This window comes from Neobacillus sp. SRL179, from assembly GCF_984799095.1.
The window spans coordinates 3746592-3772635 of sequence record NZ_OZ481792.1 but is presented as its reverse complement, the minus strand read 5'-3'; the positions used below and the strand labels follow the sequence as shown (position 1 = coordinate 3772635).

Here is a 26044-nt window from a genome sequence, read left to right as displayed (position 1 = left end):
ATTGAGGATGAGGAGAGCCATGACTGTGAATACGTTATACCCAACCGATTATCAGCTGCATTTGTTCCATGAAGGCAGCTTTTACCAGAGTCATCAGCTTTTTGGCGCTCATATTTTTAAGAATTCCGATCAAGTGTATACAAGGTTTTGTGTGTGGGCTCCAAATGCTTATCAAGTGAGGCTTACAGGCGATCTTAATAACTGGAATGGTGAAGGATATGAACTACAGAAAGTAAATGATGAGGGAGTTTGGGCGATTATAATTAATCAGGATCTTACCGGAACCATTTATAAGTATGAAATTATTACACATTTCGGTGAAAAGCTCCTTAAGGCAGATCCATTTGCCTTTTACTCGGAAGTCAGACCCCAAACAGCATCGATTGTCTATTCCAATGAGGAATATGACTGGCAAGATGATCATTGGATGAAGCGAAGAGAAAGAAAAAACATTTTATCGGAACCAGCAGTCATTTATGAAGTCCATCTTGGTTCGTGGAAAAAGCATCTAGACGGCAGCTACTTCACCTATAGGGAATTGGTGTTAGAACTTATACCCTACGTACTTGAACATGGGTTTACTCATATAGAGTTGTTACCACTCGTTGAGCATCCGCTCGACGCCTCTTGGGGATATCAAGGAACAGGTTACTTTTCCGTTACCTCAAGGTATGGGAATCCAGATGACTTTAAATATTTTGTGGACCAATGTCACCAGAATGGAATTGGTGTCATTTTAGATTGGGTTCCAGGGCATTATTGCAAAGATGCTCATGGACTATATCGATTTGATGGTACGCATATTTATTCTTATACCCATGCTGCGGATCGGGAAAATGCAGTCTGGGGCACCGCCAATTTTGATTTAGGAAAAGGGGAGGTGCAAAGCTTCCTCATTTCAAATGCACTCTATTGGATCGACTATTTCCATATTGATGGCTTCCGAATGGACGCTGTTGCGAACATTATTTATTGGCCAGATGCAACAAATGGCAAACGGGAAAACCCATTTGGAATCAACTTTTTAAAAAAATTAAATAAAGAAGTTCATGAATACGATCCACATTTTTTAATGATAGGAGAAGATTCTACTGAATTTCCTCATGTAACAACACCTGTTTACTACGGTGGTCTTGGTTTTGATTATAAGTGGAATATGGGTTGGATGAATGACATGCTTGAATATATGGAAACTCCCCCCTACTTAAGGTCGAAAGTCCATTCAAAGGTCACTTTTTCTCTTTTATATGCTTTTTTAGAAAACTTTATGCTGCCGTTTTCCCATGATGAAGTGGTGCATGGGAAAAAGTCATTGCTGGATAAGATGCCAGGACATTATTGGGAAAAGTTTGCCCAGCTAAGGTTGTTACTCGGTTATATGTTTGCCCATCCAGGAAAGAAATTATTATTTATGGGGTTTGAACTAGGACAGTTTGCTGAATGGAAGGACAAGGAACAGCTGGATTGGAACTTACTGGAATATGACATGCATCGAGATTTAAATTCATATGTAAAAGTATTAGTCAAACTGTATAAACGCTCAAAGGCTTTATATGAATTGGATCATCTGCAGGACGGATTTGAATGGATTGATGTCAACAATAGTACGCAATCCATATTCTCTTTCATTCGGAAAGGGAAAAAGGAAGAAGATAATTTAATCATAATTTGTAACTTTACGGGTGTAAGCTACCCCCTTTATAAGATAGGGGTTCCTAAACCATGTGAATATCGTGAAATTTTTAATAGTGATGACATAGAATTCGGAGGATCTGGGGTAATAAATAAGAAAACTATACTGGCTGAAAATGAGCCCTTTCATAATCAATCATGCTCACTTGAAATGAGTATCGCTCCATTTGGATTTCAAATCTTACGACCGGTTAAAAAACGAAAGGAGAGAAAAGGGAATGGGAAAGAAAAAGTGCGTCGCCATGCTATTAGCAGGAGGGAAAGGTAGCAGACTTAATTCGCTGACTAGGGACTTAGCGAAACCAGCCGTACCTTTTGGAGGAAAGTACCGAATTATTGACTTTACATTAAGCAATTGCGCAAATTCTGGCATTGATACAGTGGGGGTATTAACCCAGTACCAGCCACTTGTGTTAAATTCTTATATTGGGATTGGTAGTGCGTGGGACCTTGACCGTAAGGATGGAGGGGTTACGGTTCTTCCTCCATATAGTGAGTCATCGGAAGTAAAATGGTATACCGGAACTGCAAGTGCGATTTATCAAAACTTAAATTATCTTAAACAATATCAACCAGAGTATGTATTAATTCTATCAGGTGATCATATTTACAAAATGAATTACGAAAGTATGCTGGAATATCATATAGAAAAGAGAGCAGATGTAACGATTTCCTTAATAGAAGTTCCCTGGGTTGAGGCAAGTCGCTTTGGCATTATGAATACAAACGAAGAAATGAGAGTAGTAGAATTCGAGGAAAAGCCAGCCAATCCGAAAAATAACCTCGCTTCTATGGGGATTTATATCTTTAGTTGGAATGTATTGAAAGAATATTTAGAAATGGATGATCGGGATCCTAACTCAAGCCATGACTTTGGAAAAGATGTCATTCCTATGCTTTTAGAGGAAAATAAAAAATTATTTGCTTATCCTTATAAAGGGTATTGGAAAGATGTTGGAACGGTTCAGAGTCTTTGGGAAGCAAATATGGATTTATTAGACGAGAATTGTGAATTAAATTTATTTGAACATGATTGGAGAATTTACTCAGTAAATCCTAATCAGCCTCCACAATATATTTCTTCGGAAGCATGTGTAAAGGAATCACTCATTAATGAGGGCTGTACCATTGAGGGGGAAATAGACAAATCTGTCCTATTCCAAGGTGTGTCAGTCGGAAAGAATAGCATAATTAAGGAATCCGTCATCATGCCGGATGCAACCATTGGTGAAAATTGTTTGATTGAAAAAGCCATTGTACCATGTGATGTAATTGTACCCGATGGAACAGTGATTCAGTCTTTTGATGATGAAATAATTCTGGTGACGGAAGAAATGTTAGCCGGGCTATTTCCAGCGTATTAGATTAATAGTTAATAAACTATAGTTGACGAAGATTTAAGCTATTTTTATAGAATGACAGGAGGAATTTGATTGAAAAGGGAGTTTTTAGGTGTCATAGATGCCACGACCTATCACGAGGATTTGGAAGATTTATTAGTACATCGATCACTAGCTGCGCTGCCTTTTGCGGGTCGGTACCGTCTAATTGATTTTGTGTTATCAAACATGGTGAACTCGGGTATACGGAGTGTGGCCATTTTTCCAAAGATGCAGTACCGCTCTTTAATGGATCATCTTGGGTCCGGGAAAAATTGGGATTTGAACCGGAAACGGGATGGACTTTTCTTTTTCCCTTCCCCAATTGTTGATCATGATGGCAAGCGGATTGGTTCGTTTGAGCACTTTGCTGCTAATATGGATTATTTTTATCGAAGCACCCAAGAGTATGCGATTATCGCCAATTGTTATACGATTTTTAATATGGACTTTAGACCGATATTAAACTGGCACAGTAAAGAAAACTGCGACATTACCGAAATCCATCACCATGATGGAACTTCGATGGAAATGTATCTGATTAAAACATCCCTATTGATTAAATTGATTGAAACTAGGCATGAAACAGGGTATACGTGTATGAAAGATGTTGTCACTGATCTTCATAATCCATATTTGAAATGTCACTATGATTACAACGGTTATGCCGTCATGATAGATTCGATTGAAAACTACTTTTCAACCAGCATGAAGTTACTGGAATCAGACATCTGGAAACAATTATTTTTAAAAGAGCAGCCCATCTTCACGAAAGTAAAGGATGAACCGCCAACCAACTATCTAAAAGGGTCATCTGTTAAAAATGCAATGGTCGCTAATGGATGTATGATTAGTGGTACGGTGGAAAATAGTATTGTCTCTCGAGGTGTGAAAATTGGCAAAGGGGCAGTCATTAAGAACTGTATTATTATGCAAAAGTGTCAGATTGAAGAAAACTGTTATTTAGATTCGGTTATTTTAGACAAAGATGTAAAGGTAGAAGCTGGAACTCGTTTAACAGGTTCAGCACATGCCCCTTATGTCATTCGCAAAGGAACGAAACAAGGAGCGTTGATGAACTCGTGAAAATATTATTTGCTGTTTCGGAATGTGGGCCCTTTGCAAAGTCTGGAGGACTTGCTGATGTTGCAGGTTCCCTTCCCAAAGAACTAAAAAGCTTAGGTACAGATATAAGAGTGATCCTTCCTAAATATGGAACGATTTCACAAAAATATAAACAAAAAATGAAAAAGGTAAAGGAATTTACTGTCTCCGTTGGTTGGAGGAATCAGTATTGTGGTATTGAGGAACTGTCCTATCAAGGCATTACCTATTATTTTGTCGATAATGAATACTATTTCAAACGGGAAAATTTATATGGATATTTTGATGATGGGGAAAGGTTTGCCTATTTTAATCGGGCAATCCTTGAAACTATTAGTCAATTGGACTTTTTTCCTGATGTTCTCCACTGTCATGATTGGCATACTGCCATGATTCCCTACTTACTGAGAACAGAGTATTACAAGAAAAAGGGATATGATTTGATTCGGACGGTATTTACCATTCATAACCTACAATTTCAAGGGATATTCCCAAAAGAGGTTTTAGGGGATTTGTTAGGAATGGATTATAAATCCTTTCACACAGGCCATTTGGAGTTTTTCGGCAATGTGAATTTTATGAAAGGCGCCCTTGTAGCAGCAGACAAAATTACAACGGTGAGCCCAACCTATAAAGAGGAAATACAAACGGCCGTTTACGGTGAAAAACTAGACGGATTATTACGGGAGAGAAAAGAAGACCTTATCGGAATATTAAATGGAATAGATGAAGACTTTTATAATCCGGCGATTGACCCCTTAATTTATCAAACCTACAAATCCGATAGTATTTCGAAAAAAGCCATTAATAAAAGAGAAATTCAAAAAAGATTCGGATTACCGCAAAGTGCGGACACACCTTTACTTGTCATGATTTCACGACTAACCAGGCAAAAAGGACTTGACTTAGTAAAATGTGTCCTTCGTGAAATCTTGCAAGAGGATATTCAGGTCATCATCCTTGGTACAGGTGATTTAGAGTATGAAGAACATTTTAGGCAAGCCGGTCGAGTTTATCCGGAAAAGTTAAAGGTGCATACTGGTTTTGATGAGGAACTAGCTCATAAACTGTATGCGGCAGCAGACTTATTTTTAATGCCGTCTCAATTTGAGCCATGCGGTCTTGGCCAGCTAATTGCGATGAAATATGGTGCAATCCCGATCGTCCGTGAAACGGGAGGTTTAAACGATACCGTGACGGCCTATAATGAATTTACTGGTGAAGGAAATGGCTTCTCCTTCCGAAACTTTAATGCACATGATATGCTCTATACCATTCAAAGAGCACTTGGTTTTTACCATAAGCCTGAGGTATGGAACTCAATTGTAAATCAGGCAATGGGAATGGATTATAGCTGGGCCCAATCCGCATTTAGTTATAACCAGCTTTATGCAGGGCTGGTCTCAAGGAGTGAAACGCATGTTTTCTAATAAGTCACAGTTTAAAAAGACCTTTCTAAAAAGGCTTGAGATGCTTTGTGGGAAGAGTTTTTCTGAAAGTTCCCCAAGGGACCAGTATCAAACGCTTGGCAGCATGATTCGGGAATATGTTAGTAATGATTGGATTGCAACGAACGAGCGATATCTTGCCGCCGAAGGAAAGCAGGTTTACTATCTCTCGATTGAATACTTATTAGGAAAATTGTTAAGGCAAAATATAATCAATTTAGGTATAGAAGAAACCGTACAAGTTGGTCTTCAGGAATTAGGTATTGATTTAGATGAACTAGAAGAATTAGAGGCGGATGCAGGTTTAGGAAATGGCGGCTTAGGAAGATTAGCCGCTTGTTTTCTGGATTCACTTGCATCTCTAAATTTACCAGGTCATGGTCATGGGATTCGTTACAAGCATGGATTGTTTGAGCAAAAAATTGTGGATGGCTATCAAGTAGAACTACCAGAGCAATGGCTGAGGAGCGGCAATGTTTGGGAAATACGAAAACTCGATAGTGCCGTTAAAATTCCCTTCTGGGGTAAGGTAGAAGGAAAGAAGGAAAATGGCCGACTTGTCTTTCATCATCTAAATGCCGAAACCGTTACTGCCGTTCCACATGATATGCCTGTAATTGGTTATAAATCCAATACGGTCAACACGCTTAGGCTTTGGAATGCCGAGCCTTCGCAATTTCCTTTCCATGCGGATATCTTGAAATATAAACGGGAAACAGAATCCATTTCGGAGTTCTTATATCCTGATGATACTCATGATGAGGGGAAAATACTGAGGCTGAAACAGCAGTATTTTTTAGTATCCGCCAGTATCCAATCTATTTTAAGAACTTATCGTAAACAGCATGCCAGCCTAAGTCACCTTCATGAACAGGTATGTATTCATATTAATGATACACATCCCGTATTAGCGATTCCAGAACTGATGAGAATTCTTATTGATGATGAAGGGTTTGAGTGGGAGCAGGCCTGGCATATTACGAAACATACAATTTCCTACACTAATCATACCACGTTATCTGAAGCACTTGAGAAATGGCCGATTCATATTTTCCGTCCGTTACTTCCGAGAATCTATATGATCGTAGAAGAGATTAATGAGCGGTTTTGCAAGGAACTATGGGAGCAGACTCCAGGTGATTGGGAGAGAATTGCCAACCTTGCAATCCTAGCGGATAATTATGTGAAGATGGCTCATTTAGCAATTGTCGGCAGCTTTAGTGTGAATGGTGTAGCTAAGCTACATACGGAGATCTTGAAGACAAGAGAAATGAATCAATTTTATCAACTGTTTCCTGAGAAATTTAATAATAAAACGAACGGAATCGCCTACCGACGCTGGTTATTAAAAGCTAATCCTAAATTATCTTCCTTGATAACGGACTCAATTGGATCGGATTGGACCTATTCAGCAACACAACTGACACAGTTACTTAAATACCAGAACGATTCCGCCTTTTTAGAGCAACTGTTCAAGATGAAAAATGAAAATAAACAACGACTTGCTGAGATTATATTGGATAAAACAGGTGTGGCTGTTAATACGCATGCAATTTTTGACGTACAGGTAAAAAGGCTCCATGCCTATAAGCGTCAGCTTTTAAATGTTTTACACATTATGCATTTATATAACCGAATTAAAGAGGATTCAAACTATACCATTGTTCCAAGGGTGTTTATTTTTGGAGCAAAAGCTTCGCCAGGGTATTATTATGCAAAAAAAATCATTAAATTAATTAACACTGTTGCCGAAAAAATTAACCACGACCCCCAAGTCGGTGATAAAATGAAGGTTATTTTCCTTGAAAATTATCGTGTTTCATTAGCAGAAAAAATCTTCCCTGCCTCAGATGTGAGTGAACAGATATCTACCGCAAGTAAAGAGGCATCCGGGACAGGTAATATGAAGTTTATGATCAATGGTGCCCTAACCGTAGGTACTCTTGACGGGGCAAATATAGAAATTCAAGAATTAGTAGGGGATTCCAATATCTTTACGTTTGGATTAACAGCCGAAGAAGTTCTTCATTATTATCAGCATGGCGGCTATCATTCGCTCGAATATTATCATCATGATTATCGAATTAGGCAGGTAGTCGATCAGCTGGTCAATGGATTTTTTCCTGGTGTTCACAACGAATTTGAGCCGATTTTTGATTCTTTATTGCAAGAAAATGATCAATATTTTGTTCTAAAGGATTTTGCCTCTTATGCAGACATCCAACAGTCGATTGGAGAAATATATACAGATAAGTTACAATGGCAAAAAATGAGTTTAACCAATATTGCCCATGCTGGTTATTTTTCTAGTGACCGAACGGTTCAGGAGTATGCGGATGGAATATGGGGAATTAAGTCCTTTAAATAAAAAAACTTCTGCCGGCACGGCAGAAGTTTTTTTATTATGAAGTAAAGTGTCCGATAAAAATTCCGATGGCAAGTAAGAATCCGAAGATGGTATTTGTTTGTGCAGTTGCAATCATGGCTGGCGCCATCTTGATAGGAACATTATTTTTCATAAAACCTTTGATTGCTTTCAAGGCTTTTGGAGCACTTAGGATGACAAGGGCTGTCCATAATGGAGCTACTCCACTAATAATTAATCCTAAAACCCATAGATAAGATAAGGCGAACATACCTGCTAATACATAAATGGCTTTGTTTTTTCCTAATAAAATCGCAACTGTTTTTCGGCCATTTTCCTTATCTCCATCTAGATCACGAATGTTGTTAGACATCATAATCATTCCAACCAAAATCATACTAGGAACCGAGATAAGAATGCTGGTACTATCAACCGTACCTGTTTGAATGAAAAACGAAATGAGAATAATCAACATCCCCATAAAGAAACCGGATAGAAGTTCTCCAAATGGTGTATAAGCAATTGGGACAGGTCCGCCAGTATAAAAATAACCAACAGCCATACAAACGAGTCCCACAACAGCTAACCACCAGCTACTGTTCGAACAAATATAAATTCCTAATAATAAAGCTATAAAGTAAAAACCAAATGCAAGATTGATGACGGTTTTGGGTTTAATTCCATCACGTACAATGGTTCCCCCAATTCCAACAGAGTGTTCAGTGTCAAGTCCGCGTTTGAAGTCGAAATATTCGTTAAACATATTAGTTGCTGCTTGAATTAACATACTGGCAATCAGCATTGCTGCAAAGAGTCCAAAATGAAATTGATCGTGCCCAAGGGCTAATGCTGTACCAAGTAAAACCGGTACAAACGACGCCGTTAGTGTATGAGGACGAGTCATTTTCCACCAAACTTGAAAGCCCTGATTAGATTCAACAGCAGGTTTTGTATTTTGTTGTAACTTTGTCTCCATACTGTTTTCTCCCCCTTAATAATAATTTCTCTCTATAAATTAGTACATTACAATTCTTTTAGGATTTTTATGCCCAACCATAAGTGTATGGAATTCCAAGATTCGTGTCAATTGATTTTTACTTTCAGAACTAGAAGATAATACCTGCTCGACTAAGAAGGAACCTTAGTGGGAAAATACAAAGAATGAAACTATGTTTAAAACTTAGTAACGTGTTTTGATATATAATAAGGAATAAAACAGGATAGGTAGTGACAAGTATTATTGACTTCATTACAATAGGAGTAGTATCTTAAAATAAGCTTATAAATGAATGGATAACAGTCATTTCGGCTGTTTTGGAGGGATTTGTTTGGTTACCATTCAAGAAACGGAAATAAAGGAAAGAGGCCTTTTGGCTGTTAGTCGTGTGAAAGAACTAGGAAGACCTATTTTAATTAGCGAAGTCCATAAAATAGACAAAATTAATCCTTTATCATTTTTTAAGGCAGGACAAGACAGATATTCTGGAGAACGATTTTTTTGGAAAGACCCAACAGGTGAGATTGTCCTAATTGGGCTTGGCATTTCAAAGCAAATTCAGTCGGATCAGGCTACTGACCGCTTTTTTCATGTTGAAATGGAGTGGAAGAGTTTTTTAAAGGACAGTTTAATTTTTGATCCATATGGGGTGAATGGCGTTGGCCCTTTGATGTTTGGTGGATTTTCTTTTGATCCAGTTAAAGAGAAAACCGAACTCTGGTCCAAATTTGCAGATTCATTATTCCATATACCTAAATATTTATTGAGTATCATTGACGGTGAGGCTTTCTTTACTACGAATATAGTTCTTACCCCTCACGATGATGTAACTTTATTTAGTGTGGTTAATGAAGAAAGAAGACAACTCTTACAGTCACTAAAGCAGAATAACCCATCACAAACCGCTTCTTTAGTAAATACGATTGAAATAGCTCCTGAACGGTGGAAACAGGCTGTTGAAGAAGTTGTGAAGGATGTAACAAGTGGTCCGTTAAAGAAGGTAGTCCTTGCACGGGAACTCAGGTTAGTATTTAATAATGTGGTCGAGGCTGAGACGGTTCTTGAGAATCTGTATAGCCAACAACCGGCTAGTTTTATTTTTGCTTTTGAATCGAATGGTGACTGTTTTATTGGAGCGTCACCGGAAAGACTAATAAAGAAGCAGGGAACTGAGGTCTATTCTACCTGTTTAGCAGGCTCTATTTCACGAGGAAGAACAGACGAGGAAGACCAGGTGCTCGGTCAAACCTTGTTAAACGATCAAAAAAACCTAATTGAACACGGTTTTGTGGTTGAAATGATTAAAGAAGCATTAGAGGAATCCTGTGAGGAGATGATCCTTCCAGAAAAGCCACAATTAATGAAAATGAGAGATATTCAGCATCTATATACACCTGTAATCGGAAAATGCAGGGAAAATACGTCATTACTTCGGCTAGTTGAAAAACTTCATCCTACTCCTGCTCTTGGCGGACTGCCTAAACAAGATGCGGTTGAAAGGATTAGACATGCAGAAGAGCTTGATCGAGGTTTTTATGCCGCACCGCTTGGCTGGATAGATTATAACCAAAATGGTGAATTTGCTGTATCTATTCGCTCTGGACTTATTCAGGGGAATGAGGCCTCATTATTTGCTGGGTGTGGCGTGGTGGCAGATTCCAATGCTGAAAGTGAATATGTAGAAACAAGTTTGAAGTTTAGACCGATGCTTCGAGCGCTTGGGGGAAATTAATATGAATCATCAAGAATCATTAACAGCCTATATTGCAGCCTTTGTTTCAGAACTTGTGTTAGCAGGTGTAACAGACGTGATCGTCAGCCCTGGTTCAAGATCCACTCCGATGGCGATGGTAATGGCTGAGCATCCAGATTTAAAAGTCCATATTCATGTGGATGAACGGTCAGCTGCTTTCTTTGGTTTAGGAATGGCAAAGGCAAAGAATAGCCCGGTCGCGATTTTATGTACGTCAGGTACTGCTGCTGCAAACTATTTTCCAGCAATAGTGGAGGCACGATATGCACGGGTTCCCTTATTGGTGCTGACGGCAGACAGACCTCATGAATTAAGAGATGTGGGAGCTCCTCAAGCCATTGATCAAATTCGTTTATATGGTCAGCATGTAAAATGGTTTGCTGAAATGTCTTTACCAGAAAAAAGTAATGAAATCCTTCGCTACGCTAGAACTTCTTGTGCTCGTGCCGTAGCAATCGCGACTCAAGCACCATCAGGTCCTGTCCACTTGAATTTTCCGTTTAGGGAACCGCTGATTCCTAAATTGGATGACGCCTTGTTTCAGCTATCTGAAAGGCCCAAAGGATATGTTAAGGTGCACAATGGTGAGCTAGTAGTACATGATGCAGAGCTTCAGAATATTGCAGCAAGATTAAGAGAAAAAGGTAAAGGAATTATTGTTTGTGGAAATATTGCGGATAAGCAATTTGCAGAAGCTGTAACAAAGCTTTCAAAGAAGTTGAAGTATCCTATTTTGGCCGATCCACTCTCTCAATTAAGAAGTGGAAACCATGATCCAGAAAATATCATTGAAACGTATGATACTTTTTTAAGGAATGCTGACGCTAAGACTTTCCTTAAACCAGATGTTATCATTCGCTTTGGAGCGATGCCTGTTTCTAAAGCGTTAACCATATTTTTAAAAGAAAACCCTACTGCTGATCAATTTGTCGTGGATGGAGGAGGGGGCTGGCGTGATCCGGCTTCATTAACCACAGATATGATTTTTTGCAATGAAACCATTTTTTGTGAAAAACTGCTAACTTATCTGGAAAGTAATCCTTCAGCCCAGTATTTAGAGTATTGGAAAAGGGTCAATCAACTTACCACTGAAGGGCTGATGTCTCTCCGTGATGTGACCGAATTAAGTGAAGGGAAATTATTTTATCAACTAGCTGATATGCTGCCTGAGGGAGCTACATTGTTTGTCGGAAATAGTATGCCGATTCGCGATCTGGATAGCTTTTTCCTTAAAAATTATAAATCCATTAAAGTAATGGCTAATAGGGGTGCTAATGGCATCGATGGCACGGTTTCAACGGCTCTTGGTGCAGCCATGTACTCTAACCCCTTGTATCTGGTTTTAGGGGATTTAACCTTCTTCCACGACTTAAATGGTCTAATCGCAGCAAAGCTTTACAATATAGATATCCGGATTATTCTTGTGAACAATAATGGCGGAGGGATCTTTTCGTTTCTTCCACAATCAGAACATCCAAAGAATTTTGAACTATTATTTGGTACTCCATTAAATATAGAATTTGAACATGCGGTAAGAATGTTTAATGGAAATTTCACTAAAATAAAAAATTGGGATCATTTTGCTGGTGAATTAAAAGCGAGCAAGGACAGACCGGGAATCCATGTTTATGAAGTTGTAACAAATCGCGACATAAATCGAGATGAGCATCGTCAATTATGGAGTACTGTTTCCCAGGAAATATCAAAATTCGTCAAGAGTGAAAACAAATGGAACTGAATGTTGACGGAATTCATTACCATCTGAATATCAGTGGAAGCGGATTTCCTCTCGTCCTATTACATGGATTTACGGGGGATTTGACCACTTGGGATGATTATTTGGTCAGGTGGGGTCATCACTCCACCCTCGCTGCCCTTGATATTATAGGACATGGAAAAACCGAGTCACCTAACAATCTTAAGCGTTACCAAATTGAATCGGTAGCAAATGACATAGCATTTATGCTTGACGAATTAGGGATTACCCAAGTTGATGTGCTCGGCTATTCAATGGGTGGCCGACTTGCACTCACCTTTGCCTGTCTTTTTCCAAATAGGGTCCGCAAGTTAATTTTAGAAAGTGCCTCGCCTGGATTAGGAATAGACGAAGAACGAAACCTTCGACGCATAAAGGACGGGGAATTAGCGAAGTTTATTCAAGTACATGGAATCCAATCCTTTGTGGATTATTGGGAAGAGATACCCTTATTTCATTCCATGAAATCCCTCCCTGAAAGAATTAAGGGAAAGGTCAGAGAACAAAGGCTGAGAAATGTTCCACACGGTCTTACAAACAGTTTACTCGGAATGGGGACTGGCAGCCAGCCTTCTTGGTGGAGTCTGTTAGATGATCTATCCTGTGAAGTGCTGATCATTACGGGGGATAAGGACCTAAAGTTTTGTGGAATTGCCGAAAAGATGTTAAAAAAGCTAAAAAAAGGCTCATGGAGTATAATTGACAATAGTGGTCATACAATTCATGTGGAACAGCCTGAAAAATTTGGTACAATAGTAAGTGACTTTTTAATTTCTAACTAGGGAGGTTTTTCATTTGACAGTAGAATGGGTTCCAAAACGTAAATATGATGAAATACTTTATGAAACTTATAATGGGATTGCCAAGATCACCATTAACCGTCCACATGTACATAATGCCTTTACACCAAAAACGGTAAGTGAGTTAATTGATGCTTTTGCCTATGCGCGTGATGATTCAGAAGTAGGGGTCATCGTATTAACAGGTGCAGGCGATAAGGCATTTTGTTCAGGCGGAGACCAAAAGGTAAGAGGCCATGGCGGCTATGTTGGTGAGGACCAAATTCCACGTTTAAACGTTCTAGACTTGCAGCGTTTAATTCGAGTTATACCAAAGCCAGTAGTTGCAATGGTGAAAGGGTACGCTATTGGCGGCGGCCATGTTTTACATATAGTTTGTGACTTAACGATTGCAGCTGATAATGCGATTTTTGGACAAACAGGTCCGAAGGTAGGAAGTTTTGACGCTGGTTATGGCTCAGGCTACTTAGCTAGGATTGTTGGTCATAAAAAAGCTCGTGAAATTTGGTACTTATGCCGTCAATACAATGCACAAGAAGCTCTTGATATGGGCTTAGTTAACACAGTTGTACCATTAGAGCAAGTGGAAGAGGAAACCATTAAATGGTGTGAAGAAATGCTTGAGAAAAGTCCAATGGCTCTTCGGTTCTTGAAAGCAGCCTTTAATGCAGATACCGATGGCTTAGCGGGTATTCAACAATTTGCAGGAGATGCAACCTTGTTGTACTATACAACTGATGAGGCAAAAGAAGGCCGCGATGCTTTTAAAGAAAAACGGAAGCCTGACTTCGGTCAATTCCCACGTTTCCCTTGATCGTTAGGACTTGCAGCTTGATGGTTTCCATCAGGCTGTTTTTATATTGAAAGAAGGTGCTCATTTGGTTAATGAAATCATGCCAAATTTTTTAATAAAGCGGACTTTCCTAACGCCAGATAGGACGGCTATTTACTTTCAAGACCAGACCTTAACCTTTAAACAACTCTATCACCGTTCTGTTACGACATGCGGGCAGCTCCAAGCTCTTGGGGCTCAAAAAGATGATTTTGTGGGTGTCTTATTAAAAAATCATCTGGATACTGTGGTAATTCTGTTTGCTCTTCAGTTATTAGGCGCTAAAGCAGTTCTACTAAATAACCGTTTAACTCCAACAGAACTAGTTTGGCAATTGAAGGATGCTCAAGCAGAGTATCTAATTTATGAGGACTCTTTTAAGGAAACTGAAGAGGTTATCCAACAACAAATGCTTTCACTGGATACAACTTCGAAAGAGAAACTTTTTCGAATGGAATCAGAGCAAGCTGTTATTCAGGATGAAATAAATCTTTCAGATATATGTACTATTATGTATACCTCAGGTACCACGGGTAACCCAAAAGGTGTTATACATACATTTGGAAACCACTGGTGGAGCTCAATTGGATCCGCATTAAATTTAGGAACCATTGAAAGTGATAGCTGGTTATGTGCTGTACCACTTTTCCATATTAGTGGCTACTCCATTCTAATGAGAAGTGTAATTTATGGGATGCCGATCGTTATTCATGAAAAATTTGACGCAGAGCGGACAATAAAAGACATTATTGACAAGCAAGTTACCATTATGTCTGTCGTCGGAACTATGTTGACTGGAATTGTAGAATCACTGGAGAATAGACGGCTGCCTAACACGTTTCGCTGTATGCTGTTAGGGGGCGGCCCCGCACCATTGCCGTTATTAAATGCATGTGTGGAAAAAGAAATCCCCGTATTTCAATCGTATGGGATGACAGAAACCTCCTCCCAAATTGTTACACTCTCACAAGAAGACAGTCTAAGAAAATTAGGTTCTGCTGGGAAACCTTTGTTTCCATCTGAAATAAAGATTGTCCTAGAAAATGGGCAGCAAGCACCAATTGGTGTTGCTGGTGAAATTCTAGTAAAAGGCCCTAATGTGACACCAGGTTATTTAAACCGTCCAGAAGTTACAGAGGAAAAAATTCATGATGGCTGGTTATCCACAGGCGATATTGGCTATTTAGACGATCAAGGGTTTTTATACGTGCTTGATCGTCGGTCTGATTTGATTATTTCAGGCGGTGAAAATATTTATCCTGCGCAAATTGAAGAGGTATTGTTAGCCCATCCTGATGTGTTAGAGGCAGGAGTTACTGGCATTGAAGATAGTAAATGGGGGCAAGTACCGGTTGCCTTTGTTGTGAAAAAGAAGTGGGCAGATGTTAATGAGGAAGAGCTAAGGGGATTTTGCCTAAACCATTTAGCCAAATACAAAGTACCAAAAGACATATATTTCACAGACAGATTGCCCAGAAATGCTGCTAAAAAATTGCTGAGGCGAAAATTGCGAGAGTGGGTGAATGGCGATGAAAATCGCAACGGTTGAGCTAATTGTTATTCAGATGCCATTAAGATCACCGTTTATCACGCATTTAGGGGCTGTTAAAGACCGAGAAGGTATTATTGTTAAGGTAACCAATTCTGATGGACTATCTGGATTCGGAGAAGGGGTTGCCTTTTCAACACCTTGGTATACAGAAGAAACGGTTACGACAAGTTTACACATGCTGACGGATATTTTAATCCCCATATTGCAAAACCATCCAATAAACCATCCTACAGAGGTCTCAGAACTTTTTCAGTCGGTTCGAAGAAATAATATGGCAAAGGCAGCTATAGAAACAGCAATTTGGGATTTATATGCTAAAGAACAGTCAGAACCACTTTCCAAAGTACTCGGCGGCACACGTCCTTTGATTGCCTCTGGTGTTGTGGTGGCAACAGATTCTACCGAAAAAGCACTGCAGCAAATTGAACAATATCTTGAGGGTGGATATCAACGCATCAAAGTAAAGATTAATCCCAATCAAGATTATAACTTTTTAAAAGAAATCCGCAGGTATTATCCAGATCTCCCCATCATGGCAGATGCTAATTCAGCCTACACACTAAATGACGTGGATCAATTGAAAGCATTAGATGAATTTAATTTAATGATGATCGAGCAGCCGCTTGGACATGATGATCTACTCGAACATGCTGTCCTGCAAAAAGACCTGGAAACCCCCATTTGTTTAGATGAAAGTATTGTTAGTTTTGAGGACGCTAGAAAGGCGATTGAGTTTGGAAGTTGTCAGGTTATTAATATTAAAGTAGGCCGTGTTGGTGGACTTCAAGAAGCGAAAAAAATTCATGATTATTGCTTTAATAGAGGTATCCCTGTTTGGTGTGGAGGAATGATTGAGTTTGGTATTTCCCGTGCCCATAATATTGCGCTAGCATCATTGCCAGGGTTTACTATACCGGGAGATATATCGGCTTCTACTCGTTTTTGGGAGGAAGATATCATTTCACCGGAAGTAGTGGTCGAAAATGGATTTATCACGGTCCCGACTTCTCCTGGTATCGGGTTCAGTATTAATGAAAAAAGGCTACAGGCGACAGTATTGAGGAAAAGTAAAATAATATTTTAGTGTTAAAAGAAAGGTGAACCTGTTTAGAACAGGCTCACCTTTTCCTTATGTTTATGATAGTTCCCCGTTCGGTTCAAATGTTTTACAATCGGTTTCCTTACTTGTATCAGCCGTTTCACCTGTATGGCTGACAACATAAATTCGATCAGCGCTGCATTTATTACCATTTGCCCAAAACGAACAATTATTTACTTCACATAAAACATCTTGTGCCATTGTTGTATCACTCCTTTTAAATTTTAGGGATACACAAATAGTTTTTGATAATTGATAAAGAAACATGCTCGTAAGGAAATGGGAATTACTTTCTTGAATTGGCGGCTTTTCGTTGTCTTAAGTATCGTTTATCATTCATAAATAGGCTCCAAAAGTAAATAAAACCAGGAAACAAAATTGCAAACCCAAAAATGTAGGTAATAAAAATGGCCCGGAAAGAATTTGGGTCCGTAAAAGCGGAATGAATCGTAACTTCGGGATAAACAATATAAGGCAAATGGGCCCTCCCATATACATAACTGGCAATTAAATATTGGATGGTGATAGCAATGACAGATAAGCGGGGCCATCCTTTCGTTTCTGTTTTTGATGAAGGCAGCCATAAACCCAATCCGCCAATCAGGAAACAGGCTAGTGATACCCATAAAAGCGGGAGGTTCCTCAACATTTTATCGTAAATCCAAGCAGCTTCAGCTTTTAAGGTAAACATGATTAGGAAAGCCATTAATAAGGAAATGGGGCCAATAAATATTGCATCCCTTCGGTAGACGCGATAGGCCTCGAAGTCCTCCGATGCTTTTGAATAATCAGCTAATAACAGTGATGATAGGAATAATGTACTTGAAATCGCAAATCCGAAAAAGGCATATTCATTTTTACTCGTAAAAAGTCCTAGTAAATCAAGCGTTTGACGGTTAGAAGAAAAATCGACATAAACCCCATGTGTAATCGGCAGAACACTAATCAATAATCCCGGAATGACTATTCCACAAATTCCTGATATGTAGGTTAAAGGTTTTTTATATTCCTCTGCTATATTTGAGAAGACAAGAAAAGCACTGCGTAAAGAAAGTAATAACAGAATTAAACTACCCGGTATCAAGAGAATGGTTCCGAGAGTGTAGGCACCTCTTGGAAAAAGACTATACACAGCTATAACAAGTGCGACAATAAATGTATTTGTTACCTCCCATGTCGGGGAAAGATAACGATTGGCGATATTCGTTGCATTTCCGTTTTTACGATTAATGTAGAACATAGACCAAAATCCAGCGCCAAAATCCATTGTTGCCATAACCGCATAAATGAAAACAAATCCCCAAAGTACTGTAATCGCAAGATAAACATCTAACATTTCGTTCCACCTCTTTAAGAATTTGAACTAAACAGTGGTACACCTTTTTGGTCGGCACGGTTTAGATCATCAACAACTGAATTTTTCTTAAAATAATATCGAAGCACGAACAGGACAGAGAGTCCTAAAATCATATATACACCCGCAAATAATATAAATAACACTCCTAGATTGGTTGAGGTGGTAACCGAATCTTTTGTCGAAAGAACGTGATAAATAGTCCACGGCTGCCTGCCTGTGCATGCGAAAATCCAGCCAAATTCAATTCCTAAAATCGCCAAAGGGCCAGAGATGACATACAACCACATTAACCATTTTGGAAAATGTTCTTTTTTGAAAAATTTTTTTAAAAAAAGACCGAGAAAAGAAATGAGAATTAATAAGGATCCAATCCCGACCATTCCATTAAATAGGGTATGGATAAATAGTGGCGGCCATTCGTCTTTAGGAAAGTCGTGTAAACCCTTGACAACAGTGTCAAAGCGATTTCCAGATAAAAAGCTTAGTGCCCAGGGAACTTCAATTCCCCATTTTACCGTTTCTGATTGTTTATCTGTGTACCCGCCAATTGTGAGAGGAGCATAGGATTGTGTTTCAAATAAACCTTCTGCTGCCGCAAGCTTTTCGGGTTGATATTTATGCAGGTATTGGGCGGATTCATGACCGTTAACAGCTGTTAGCAGGGAAAAGATTCCCCCAACTATGAGGCTTAACAGTAATGCTTTTTGATGAAAACGATAAACCCTTGAAGCAATATCTGCTTTTAGCATCTTGTAGGCTGAGACGGTAGCGACAATAAATGCCCCTGTCGTATAAGCAGATAGTGCTACATGACCTGCAGTGACAAAAAAGCTAGGATTAAAAAAAGCGGCCCATGGGTCAACATCGACAATCTCCCCGTTTATGATCTTAAAGCCAGCCGGGGTGCCCTCAAAAGCATGGACATTTGTAATTAAGACAGCAGAGCCCATTGCTCCAAGTGCTACGAGCAGCAGGCTGGCGACTCTCATCCAGGGGGCAATCCGTTCGGCGGCATAAACATAAATGGACATAAATAAGGCTTCAATAAAGAAGGCATATATCTCAATTTGAAAGGGTAATGCCATTACTTTTCCAATTACCTCCATAAAACCTGGCCATAATAATGACAATTGAACACCAGCAATCGTACCTGTAGGAATTCCTACTCCTAGCAGGACAGCGAAAGCCTTTGTCCATCTTTTGGCCATAACCACATATTCGATATCCTTTGTTTTTTGATAAAGGAGCTCTGCCGTTAAAATCATAAATGGTAAGCCAACCCCTATCGTAGCGAAAATAATGTGAAACCCCATTGTTGTTCCAAATAAACTTCTGGCAATTACCAAATCATCCATGCAATTCTTCCTTTCTATAAAAACTCATGGACTTATTGTTTACATGTTATGGGGTATTATGTAATTTTTACCTAACTCATTTAAATATAGTAAAAAAAGCCCTCCGAACTTTCGGAAGGCTTTGCATATCATGACTAATCATTTAATGCGGTTTTTAATGTTTTCAAATTACCTTGCATTAAAGAAAAATAAGTTTCTTTGTTTTTAATGTCATTACTGGATAAAATAGCTAGGTTATGAATAGGCAGTGCCCTTGCACCAATTTCCTTTTGCACGACCTTGCCTAATTTAGATTGAACATTTTGTTCGAAAAGAATATAGTGAAGGCCCTCACGGTCAGCAGTAGAAATGATCTTTTCTAATTCTTTTTGAGTTGGTTCATTAGAAGTTGAAAGTCCAGAAATACTAATTTGTTCGATACCATAACGGTTTTCCCAATAACCGAAAGCAGCATGTGTTACAATAATTTTTTTATGTTTGGCATTGGTAATGGTCTCTGTAAATTGTTTATTTAAATGATCCAGATCTGTTGCAAGTTTTTGATAATTTTCCTTGAAGACTTCTTTATTTTGCGGCTGTTTTTTTACTAACGCATCACGAATAACTGCAGCCATTTCTTTTGAATAGATGGGATCCAGCCAAACATGTGGGTTTACATCCCCATGGTCATCGGCCTTATCTGCTCCAGACTGATTATCCTTTGGCAATTGGAACTGATCAGCAACCGGTATCAATTGAACATCTTCGTTCTTTAAAGTTCCTTTTGCCTTTTCAACAAAGCCTTCTAATCCAAGGCCAATGTAGAAAAATAAGTCTGAATCAGCTAAATTCATCATATCCTTTTGAGATGGTTCAAAAGTATGTTCATCCGCACCAGGAGGATATATCGTATCTACATTGACATATTTTCCGCCAATACGCTCTGTAAAATATTGCAATGGAAATACAGTAGTATAAATGGTTAATTGATCTTTATTTTTTCGGGTCTCGACTTTACCATTAGAACATGCAGACAGAATGAGGGTTAATGGTATAAGGAATGAAAGGATAAGGTTGAGTTTTTTCATAATGACTCCTTATAATTTATGAAAATCGGATTAATTACGATTTAAAATCAAAAAAAATTTTTAATGAGATATTGGACTTAATACGGAACGATTCCGATTTCCTTATGTATCTTACAAAAAAAATAGCATAAATGCAAGTATAATATTTGTTACAATCATAGCATATTATGTATTCTTATATAGAAGGGTGGAATTATGTTGAGTCATTCAATATTAACCAATATTTTAGAGTACAATCAAAGATTTGTTGAAAATCACGAATATGAACAGTATGAAACAACAAAATTTCCTAAAAAGAAAATGGTCATTCTCACTTGTATGGATACACGGTTATTGGAATTATTGCCAAAAGCCTTAAACTTGGGAAATGGTGATGCAAAAATAATTAAAGACGCAGGGGCACTTGTTTCCCATCCATTTGGAAGTGTAATGAGAAGCATTTTAATTGCGATATATCAGTTAAAGGCTCAAGAAGTGTTGGTTATAGCCCATTATGATTGTGGGATGAGCGGACTAAAAGCGGAGCCTGTGATTGAAAGTATGAAAGAACGAGGAGTATCTGAAGAGACGTTAAACACCCTTACATATTCTGGAATCAATATTCAACAATGGCTTCATGGGTTTGATAACGTAACGGAAAGCGTTAAGCACAGCGTAGGAATTATAAAAAATCATCCATTAATGCCTGAAGGAGTCCCTGTGCATGGTTTGGTCATCGACCCTAAGACAGGAAAGCTTGATCTAATTGTGGATGGTTATAAGATTTAATGCTCTTTTTTTTCAGGAACAGGGTCAACGCCGCCAGGGTGAAAAGGGTGACATTTTGATATTCTCTTAAGGGTCAGCCAGCCGCCTTTTAGAGCACCGAAACGTTGAACTGCTTCTAATCCATATTGCGAACAAGTAGGATAGAATCGACAGGTTGGTGGTTTTAATGGGGAAATGGCCACTTGATAAAAACGAATAAAAGAAATAAATATTTTCTTAAACATGGGTAATCTCCTTTCATCATTTCTTACACGATATCATAAATTTAAATAAACGTCTAAGCTGTTAACTATACCTATGGCGTTGAAAGCTGTCGGGGTTTATTATTAAAGCAGATCTTTAAATAATGAAATTAAAAAATTCCTATTCTAAAATGAATAGGAATTTTTATTCTTTAGTGCCTTCTTGTTCTTGTTTCTTCTCTTGGTCAATATATGGATTTTCTTCTAATGAATCAACTGTATGTTTATAGGTGTAGGCTTTTGAAGTAGTAAGAACAGCTAAAAGTAAAACAACGATGACAATTATAACACTAACAATTAATACAATATACATTTGTCCCTCTCCCTTTCTCCTACATTGTAACATGAGAATGCCTTTTCTTATGAAGAAAGTTTTTAAAAAACCTCATGATTTGCCCGCAAAAAAAGGAAGCTTTTTCGCTTCCCTGATTTATTGGCTGTTGCCGATTTCCAAAGGTATGTACAATCAATGAATATTTCTAGGATAATAAGTATGTGTACGGTGCTGTCCGTACTCTTCTTGAGCAAATTTTCCCTTCAGGCTTTCAATAAGGTAAAGCCCCATTAAATCGTATAATTCTTGTTTATCCATTTCTTGTATTAGGGCAAGAAGATCTTCATGTGACATTTCTTCTAAAAAGGCAAACGTCAGCATGTCAATATCCTCTTCATCACCGGTTAGCTTATTCCGATACATGGCATATAATTCATCGACTAATTTCATTTAAACACCTCCTGTTTAATATTTTTCCTTACTTTCATACTTATTGATTTCCCATAAAAGAGTAAAATCATCCCTCCCTTTTTATTTTGAATTAACTGAAAAATCTGTTTTCTTGATTGTATGATTATTATATCGTATCTATTTCTAAAAAATGAGTCGAATTGTGAAAAAGAATAAATTTTATCTATTTGAACATTACTAAACAGTAAAAGGGGTTGAAGTAATGAACCAGCAGAAGAAGACCTACTATATAGATATTGGAACCGGTCATATATCAAGAAGTGCTACAGACTCGACTTGGAGCTATAAAATTCAAGCTGACGATGAAGAAATTACTCAATTACGTGAGCTTTTTGATCAAAACTATTCGACAGAATGGAAAAATTTTTTTAGAGCACATGTCCCATATGTTCAATATCATTATGACAGAGAGAACGATGCTTATGATAGTACTATTCAACAAGTGTATGGTATGTTGTATAAACTAGGTGATGAAGAAGCTAAAAACCATATCGATAGTATGAATATATTGCCTAAGCATGAATAATCAGTTCAAGGGGAGTCCTAAGGTTTAGGAATTCTCCTTTTTTTATTATAATTATATCATTAAAGAAAAAAACGGGGCGGTATTTAATGATACAATTTGTAGACCAAAATGGAAACAACGTCGAACTTATTTTTACTCCCAATACCTTTAAAGAAAAATCCATGCATGTGTTTGTTATATGCCAATATGAAGATAATTGGTTTTTAACAAATCATAAAACACGCGGTCTGGAATTTCCCGGTGGAAAAGTAGAAATGGGTGAATCACTTGAAGCAGCAGCCAGACGAGAAACCTTTGAGGAAACAGGTGCAATCCTTGGTCATTTAAAATGCATTGCCGAGTACAAAGTATATGACAATATGGGTTCATTCGTAAAGACTGTTTTTTGGGGAAGAGTAGTTAGGTTGGAAAAAACCGATAACTATTTTGAAACAAATGGCCCCGTTGCTTTTAAAGGTGATCTTTTGCAACGGCGTTTTGGGAAGGAATTTAGCTTTATCATGAAAGATCAGGTCATCGAGGAGTGCATCAAATACATCCAATTTCAAACATGAAAAAGAATAGCAGAAATCAACCTATTCCGCTATTCTTTGATAAGTTTTTTCTCTAATAACTCAACAAGCTGGTACATAATGGTTGCAATTACGGCAATGACTAACAGGGATAAGAAAACAAGCGTGAAATTAAAGACTTGAAAACCGTAAATAATCATGTATCCAAGTCCGCGGGATGATACAAGAAATTCCCCTACAATGACACCAACCCATGATAACCCAACATTCACCTTCAAGGTTGAGATAATGGTTGGGAAACAAGCAGGCAGGATCGCCTCTTTAAAACATTGAAGACGCGTTGCCCCAAAGGTTTGCAAGACTTTTAAATAATTCGGATCGACCTCTTTAAAGGCGGTATAAACCACAATAGTCGTAATAATTACGGAGATGATGGCACCCATTGCAATGATGGACGGATACCCAGGGCTCAAAGCCACTATTAGAACAGGTCCAAGTGCAACTTTTGGCATGGCATTTAAGATGACCAAATAAGGGTCGAGAACTTTCGAAATCATTGGTGACCACCAAAGGATCGCTGCTAGTATGGTTCCAAGTAATGTACCTAAAATGAAGCCAAGAATTGTTTCGGTCATGGTAACACCCAAATTGGTTAGTAATGACCCATCGTGGATTTTCTCTAAAAATAAATGCCATATTTTTGATGGTGAACTAAAAATTAACGGATCAATCCATTGCTGTTGACTTGATATTTCCCAGCTTGAGAAAAAGACAATGAAAATAATCATTTGATAAAAACGAACCCATCTCCGTTCAACTTTTAACGAATAAAGATAATTTTTATGAAGGAGGTCCAGCTTATGCTTCTCCTGGCTCAAGAGACTCCATCTCCTTCCAAATTGTTTGAAAGATGCTTTGAAAAACTTCGTGGTTCCTTGCTTCAAATGGAGACAACCTTTTTAACTCTTCTGGCATGGTAAAAGTTTTATAAATCCTGCCAGGACTGGGTGACAATAAAAAGATCCGGTCGCTCATCGCAATAGCTTCGCCGATATCGTGAGTCACGAGAATAGCTGTTTTTCCAAATTCATCTAAAATTTTTGAAACTAAATCCTCAAGTCTTAGTTTAGTTTGATAATCGAGAGCGGAAAAAGGCTCATCCAGCATTAATAGTTTAGGCTCAGTAGCTAGTGTTCGTACGAGAGCTACCCGTTGTCTCATGCCGCCAGACAACTGCCGGGGAAGTTGTTTTTCCACTCCCGATAAACCAATTTGATTTAAAAGACTGAGCACTGCCGTTTTTGTTTTCTGATTAAGCTGCTTGGATAGTTTTAGACCCATGAAAATATTCTCTTCGATTGTTTTCCAAGGAAACAAATAATCCTGTTGGAGCATATAGCCGATCTGGTTTTTCGCGGTTGTTACAGGATTATTTTCTAACAAAACAGATCCTTGGGTGGGTTTAAGTAAACTTGATAGGATAGAAAGTAGGGTTGTTTTACCACAGCCACTGGGGCCGAGGAGGGAAACAAACTCTCCCTCTTCAACCGCAAGTGTTATATCGGAGAGGGCCGTGGTGGCAGAGGCTTTCGTAAAATAAGTATGGTGGATGTGTTGAACTTGTAAAAAGCTCATGAAAACGGCCTCCCTTTCCTATTATTTTTTAATAACCTTTTCAGCGACTTCTGTGTTTACAAGTGTTTTGTGATCTACTTCTTTAGGCAATTCGCCTGCTTCTTGCATGATGTTTTGCAGATTGTTCCATTCTTCTTCATCCAGGATAGGATCGGTTGCAAACGAACCTTGACTCTTATAACGCTCCACCACAGTGGTCATGATATCTAAATCGGTATCAGGAAAATAGGGTTCTACAGCCTTGGCAATTTCCGCGGCACTGTGTGTTTGCACCCATTGTTGTGCTTTATAAATAGCTCTAGTAAATTTTTCGATGGTGCCCTTGTTTTTCTTCATGTAGCTTTCTTTAGCCATAAAGGTTGTATAGGGAACATGGCCTGATTCTTTTCCGAAAGAAGCGACAATATGACCTTTACCTTCTTTTTCAAAAATACTTGCGGTTGGTTCAAATAATTGAACGAAATCCCCTGTACCGGAAGCAAAAGCATTTGCGACATTGGCAAAATCAATGTTTTGAATTAAATTAAGGTCATTATGAGGGTCAATGCCATGTTTCTTTAATACAAACTCACCAACCATTTGCGGCATGCCGCCTTTACGTTGGCCTAAGAATGTTTTACCTTTTAACAGATCCCACGTGAAATCATCAATTTTTTCTCTTGCAACCAAGAATGTGCCATCAGTCTGCGTTAATTGGGCAAAGTTGATGACCGGATCATTTGCACCTTGGGCATGAACATAAATAGACGTCTCTGAGCCAACAAGGGCAACGTCAGCACCGCCTGAAATTAACGTGGTCATTGTTTTGTCTCCGCCGGGGGTAGTCGTAACGGTCACGTCCAAGCCTTCAGCCTTGAAAAACCCTTTAGCGAGAGCAACATACTGTGGAGCATAAAAAATGGAACGGGTAACTTCAGCAATTCGAACCTTTTCTAATTTTTTTGTCTTTGTTGTAGAATCATTGTTACAAGCTACTAAAGAGAACATCAGAATACTAATGAGAAGAAAGGAGAAACTGATTTTTAATGATTTCTTCATGAATGGAACCTCCTTATTTACC

At 38.5% G+C, this 26044-nt stretch carries 25 protein-coding genes; 14 read left to right on the top strand and 11 right to left on the bottom strand.

What is annotated here, in order from left to right; translation table 11 throughout:
* The first annotated feature begins 19 nt into the window (after positions 1 to 19).
* From glgB to AC4E8C_RS18660, 5 genes are all read left to right on the top strand, one after another.
* Positions 20 to 1960: a 1,4-alpha-glucan branching protein GlgB gene (glgB, locus tag AC4E8C_RS18680; protein WP_490208156.1), complete on the top strand. Its 1941-nt coding sequence runs from the start codon at positions 20 to 22 to the stop codon at positions 1958 to 1960.
* Complete coding sequence (locus AC4E8C_RS18675; protein ID WP_490208155.1) at positions 1911 to 3056, top strand: glucose-1-phosphate adenylyltransferase; 1146 nt, start codon at positions 1911 to 1913, stop codon at positions 3054 to 3056. Before glgB ends, AC4E8C_RS18675 begins: the two co-directional genes overlap by 50 nt.
* Before the next feature lie 69 nt (positions 3057 to 3125).
* Positions 3126 to 4157 carry a GlgC family sugar phosphate nucleotidyltransferase gene (locus AC4E8C_RS18670; protein WP_490208154.1) on the top strand — a complete coding sequence of 344 codons (1032 nt, stop codon included), beginning with the start codon at positions 3126 to 3128 and terminating at the stop codon, positions 4155 to 4157.
* The gene (gene glgA, locus AC4E8C_RS18665) at positions 4154 to 5605 is read left to right on the top strand and encodes a glycogen synthase GlgA (RefSeq protein WP_490208153.1); all 1452 of its coding nucleotides are present in this window, start codon (positions 4154 to 4156) and stop codon (positions 5603 to 5605) included. Before AC4E8C_RS18670 ends, glgA begins: the two co-directional genes overlap by 4 nt.
* The gene (locus AC4E8C_RS18660; protein WP_490208152.1) at positions 5595 to 7991 is read left to right on the top strand and encodes a glycogen/starch/alpha-glucan phosphorylase; all 2397 of its coding nucleotides are present in this window, start codon (positions 5595 to 5597) and stop codon (positions 7989 to 7991) included. The genes glgA and AC4E8C_RS18660 overlap by 11 nt, the downstream gene beginning before the upstream one ends.
* A gap of 34 nt (positions 7992 to 8025) precedes the next feature.
* On the opposite strand, the gene AC4E8C_RS18655 is transcribed toward AC4E8C_RS18660, so the two are convergent.
* Positions 8026 to 8964, bottom strand: a complete 939-nt coding sequence (locus tag AC4E8C_RS18655; protein WP_490208151.1) for a 1,4-dihydroxy-2-naphthoate polyprenyltransferase — start codon at positions 8962 to 8964, stop codon at positions 8026 to 8028.
* A 352-nt stretch (positions 8965 to 9316) separates the two neighbouring features.
* Between AC4E8C_RS18655 and AC4E8C_RS18650 the strand changes: the two genes are divergently transcribed.
* The 6 genes from AC4E8C_RS18650 (at position 9317) to menC (ending at position 16762) form a co-directional block, all read left to right on the top strand.
* A complete protein-coding gene (locus AC4E8C_RS18650) occupies positions 9317 to 10717 on the top strand; it encodes an isochorismate synthase (protein ID WP_490208150.1) in 1401 nt (466 codons plus the stop codon).
* Between the two features lies 1 nt (position 10718).
* Positions 10719 to 12476, top strand: a complete 1758-nt coding sequence (gene menD / locus AC4E8C_RS18645; RefSeq protein WP_490208149.1) for a 2-succinyl-5-enolpyruvyl-6-hydroxy-3-cyclohexene-1-carboxylic-acid synthase — start codon at positions 10719 to 10721, stop codon at positions 12474 to 12476.
* Positions 12467 to 13276 carry a 2-succinyl-6-hydroxy-2,4-cyclohexadiene-1-carboxylate synthase gene (gene menH / locus AC4E8C_RS18640; RefSeq protein ID WP_490208148.1) on the top strand — a complete coding sequence of 270 codons (810 nt, stop codon included), beginning with the start codon at positions 12467 to 12469 and terminating at the stop codon, positions 13274 to 13276. Before menD ends, menH begins: the two co-directional genes overlap by 10 nt.
* 13 nt (positions 13277 to 13289) lie before the next feature.
* Positions 13290 to 14108 (top strand): 1,4-dihydroxy-2-naphthoyl-CoA synthase, encoded by an 819-nt coding sequence (gene menB / locus AC4E8C_RS18635; protein ID WP_490208147.1) that lies wholly within the window; start codon positions 13290 to 13292, stop codon positions 14106 to 14108.
* Between the two features lie 79 nt (positions 14109 to 14187).
* Complete coding sequence (locus AC4E8C_RS18630; RefSeq protein ID WP_490212610.1) at positions 14188 to 15675, top strand: o-succinylbenzoate--CoA ligase; 1488 nt, start codon at positions 14188 to 14190, stop codon at positions 15673 to 15675.
* On the top strand, positions 15656 to 16762 hold the full coding sequence (gene menC, locus AC4E8C_RS18625; protein WP_490212609.1) for an o-succinylbenzoate synthase: 1107 nt from the start codon (positions 15656 to 15658) through the stop codon (positions 16760 to 16762). Before AC4E8C_RS18630 ends, menC begins: the two co-directional genes overlap by 20 nt.
* A gap of 51 nt (positions 16763 to 16813) precedes the next feature.
* Here menC and AC4E8C_RS18620 read toward each other — a convergent pair whose 3' ends face one another.
* The 4 genes from AC4E8C_RS18620 to AC4E8C_RS18605 form a co-directional block, all read right to left on the bottom strand.
* Positions 16814 to 16978, bottom strand: coding sequence for a DUF1540 domain-containing protein (locus tag AC4E8C_RS18620; protein ID WP_490208146.1), 165 nt, complete (start codon positions 16976 to 16978; stop codon positions 16814 to 16816).
* An 85-nt stretch (positions 16979 to 17063) separates the two neighbouring features.
* A complete protein-coding gene (locus tag AC4E8C_RS18615; protein WP_490208145.1) occupies positions 17064 to 18113 on the bottom strand; it encodes a cytochrome d ubiquinol oxidase subunit II in 1050 nt (349 codons plus the stop codon).
* 14 nt (positions 18114 to 18127) lie between these two features.
* On the bottom strand, positions 18128 to 19489 hold the full coding sequence (locus AC4E8C_RS18610; RefSeq protein ID WP_490208144.1) for a cytochrome ubiquinol oxidase subunit I: 1362 nt from the start codon (positions 19487 to 19489) through the stop codon (positions 18128 to 18130).
* 134 nt (positions 19490 to 19623) lie between these two features.
* Positions 19624 to 20556, bottom strand: coding sequence for a metal ABC transporter solute-binding protein, Zn/Mn family (locus AC4E8C_RS18605; RefSeq protein WP_490208143.1), 933 nt, complete (start codon positions 20554 to 20556; stop codon positions 19624 to 19626).
* A 195-nt stretch (positions 20557 to 20751) separates the two neighbouring features.
* Here AC4E8C_RS18605 and AC4E8C_RS18600 point away from each other — a divergent pair, with 195 nt between their 5' ends.
* The gene (locus AC4E8C_RS18600) at positions 20752 to 21324 is read left to right on the top strand and encodes a beta-class carbonic anhydrase (protein WP_490208142.1); all 573 of its coding nucleotides are present in this window, start codon (positions 20752 to 20754) and stop codon (positions 21322 to 21324) included.
* Here AC4E8C_RS18600 and yidD read toward each other — a convergent pair.
* From yidD to AC4E8C_RS18585, 3 genes are all read right to left on the bottom strand, one after another.
* A complete protein-coding gene (yidD, locus tag AC4E8C_RS18595; RefSeq protein ID WP_490208141.1) occupies positions 21321 to 21548 on the bottom strand; it encodes a membrane protein insertion efficiency factor YidD in 228 nt (75 codons plus the stop codon). The two genes, AC4E8C_RS18600 and yidD, sit on opposite strands and share 4 nt — an antisense overlap.
* Before the next feature lie 163 nt (positions 21549 to 21711).
* The gene (gene ytzI, locus AC4E8C_RS18590) at positions 21712 to 21912 is read right to left on the bottom strand and encodes a YtzI protein (protein ID WP_490208140.1); all 201 of its coding nucleotides are present in this window, start codon (positions 21910 to 21912) and stop codon (positions 21712 to 21714) included.
* A gap of 120 nt (positions 21913 to 22032) precedes the next feature.
* On the bottom strand, positions 22033 to 22290 hold the full coding sequence (locus AC4E8C_RS18585; protein ID WP_098531965.1) for a DUF6154 family protein: 258 nt from the start codon (positions 22288 to 22290) through the stop codon (positions 22033 to 22035).
* A 223-nt stretch (positions 22291 to 22513) separates the two neighbouring features.
* On the opposite strand from AC4E8C_RS18585, the gene AC4E8C_RS18580 reads away from it, so the two are divergent.
* Both AC4E8C_RS18580 and ytkD read left to right on the top strand, forming a co-directional pair.
* Complete coding sequence (locus tag AC4E8C_RS18580; protein ID WP_490208139.1) at positions 22514 to 22837, top strand: hydrolase; 324 nt, start codon at positions 22514 to 22516, stop codon at positions 22835 to 22837.
* A gap of 86 nt (positions 22838 to 22923) precedes the next feature.
* Positions 22924 to 23391: an RNA deprotection pyrophosphohydrolase gene (gene ytkD / locus AC4E8C_RS18575; protein WP_490208138.1), complete on the top strand. Its 468-nt coding sequence runs from the start codon at positions 22924 to 22926 to the stop codon at positions 23389 to 23391.
* Between the two features lie 29 nt (positions 23392 to 23420).
* Here the strand turns inward: ytkD and AC4E8C_RS18570 are convergent, their stop codons facing one another.
* The 3 genes from AC4E8C_RS18570 to AC4E8C_RS18560 are packed head-to-tail and all read right to left on the bottom strand — an operon-like array spanning position 23421 to position 26022.
* Positions 23421 to 24227, bottom strand: a complete 807-nt coding sequence (locus AC4E8C_RS18570) for an ABC transporter permease (protein ID WP_490208137.1) — start codon at positions 24225 to 24227, stop codon at positions 23421 to 23423.
* A complete protein-coding gene (locus AC4E8C_RS18565) occupies positions 24208 to 24984 on the bottom strand; it encodes an ABC transporter ATP-binding protein (RefSeq protein WP_490208136.1) in 777 nt (258 codons plus the stop codon). Before AC4E8C_RS18565 ends, AC4E8C_RS18570 begins: the two co-directional genes overlap by 20 nt.
* A gap of 21 nt (positions 24985 to 25005) precedes the next feature.
* Entirely contained in the window at positions 25006 to 26022 is a 1017-nt protein-coding gene (locus tag AC4E8C_RS18560) for an ABC transporter substrate-binding protein (RefSeq protein WP_490208135.1), read from the bottom strand.
* Between the last annotated feature and the right edge of the window lie 22 nt (positions 26023 to 26044).